This is a genomic window from Sphingobium sp. IP1 (assembly GCF_002708645.1).
GTDB lineage: Bacteria > Pseudomonadota > Alphaproteobacteria > Sphingomonadales > Sphingomonadaceae > Sphingobium > Sphingobium yanoikuyae.
In genome coordinates this window covers 1-1,298 of sequence record NZ_NOIW01000253.1, presented here as the reverse complement: position 1 = coordinate 1,298, position 1,298 = coordinate 1, and the positions used below count along the sequence as shown (strand labels likewise).

Here is a 1,298-nt window from a genome sequence, read left to right as displayed (position 1 = left end):
GGGACTGTCAGGATTTCCGTGTGCGGCCGGGCGGTTGATCATCAGGCCGCCATGGCTCTGATGAAACGTTCGCCGAAGATCACGGCAAATTGCGCCTTCGCCATGGTCCACTCACGTGGTGGCATCTTCCACTCTTTCTCCGACCGATTCAAGATCAGGTAGAGCAGCTTGGTGGCGGCCTCGTCGCTGGGGAAGTGTCCCCTGGCCCTGACAGCCCGCCTGAGCTTCGAGTTCAAAGCTTCGATGGCGTTCGTAGTGTAGATGATCCGGCGGACCTCGTCGGGGAACGCAAAAAACGGGATCACCTCGCCCCAGGCGCGCCGCCAGCTCTGGCCGATGGCGGGATAGCGCTGCCCCCAAGGGCCAGCCTCAAATGCTGTCAGCGCCTTTTCGGCGGCATCTGCGTCGGTGGCACGGTAAATCTCCTTGAGCGCGCTGGCGAGGTTCTTTCGGTCCTTCCAGGAGACGAAGTCCATCGAGTTGCGCAGCAGGTGAACGATGCAGGTCTGGACGATCGCATCGGGGAACACTGCGGTGATCGCATCGGGAAAGCCCTTCAGGCCGTCAACGACGGCCAGCAGGATGTCTTCAACGCCACGGTTGCGAAGCTCGTTCATCACCCGAAGCCAGAACTTGGCACCCTCATTCTGCTCGAGCCACAAGCCGAGCACCTCCTTTGCGCCGTCGGCGCGGACGCCCAGCGCAATGTGGATCGCCTTGTTGCGCACCATGCCCTCGTCGCGGATCTTGACCCGGATCGCGTCGAAGAAGACCAGCGGGTAAACCGGATCGAGCGGCCGCTGCTGCCAAGTGGCGACCTCATCGAGCACGGCGTCGGTCACCGTGCTAATCAAATCGGGTGAGACGTCGATGCCGTATAGATCGTGCAGGTGCCTGGTGATCTCGCGGGTGCTCATGCCGCGCGCGTACATCGACACGATCTTGTCGTCGAAGCCGGGAAAGCGGCGTTGATACTTGGCGATCAACTGCGGGTCGAAGCTCGACTGGCGATCGCGCGGCACGTCGATCGCCAACTTGCCGGTGTCGGTCATTACCGTCTTCCGACCGTAGCCGTTGCGCATGTTGCCGGCGCCGTCTTCGCCAGCGAGGTGGTGATCCATCTCCGCATTCAGGGCACGCTCTGTCAGCGCCTTCTTCAGCGAATCGAGCAGACCGCCCTGCTCGAAGGCGGCACTGGCAGCGCCGCCCGCCAAAAGCTGATCGAGAAGCTCATTCGGTATGGCAGGTTCTTTGCGTCGTGACATAGTGGGACTCCTTGTTGCCCATTATGCCCGGCC

The 1,298-nt window shown here is 61.9% G+C and carries 1 protein-coding gene; it reads right to left on the bottom strand.

All coding sequences use genetic code 11. The features are described 5' to 3' along the window. Nucleotides 1-41: 41 nt before the first annotated feature. Complete coding sequence (locus CG471_RS29810; protein WP_014082638.1) at nt 42-1,265, bottom strand: IS256-like element ISSpwi2 family transposase; 1,224 nt, start codon at nt 1,263-1,265, stop codon at nt 42-44. Nucleotides 1,266-1,298: the final 33 nt, after the last annotated feature.

What these genes read in the sequence shown, in the direction of transcription:
- CG471_RS29810 (WP_014082638.1), bottom strand. Translation starts at nt 1,265, where the DNA reads ATGTCACGACGCAAAGAACCTGCCATACCGAATGAGCTTCTCGATCAG.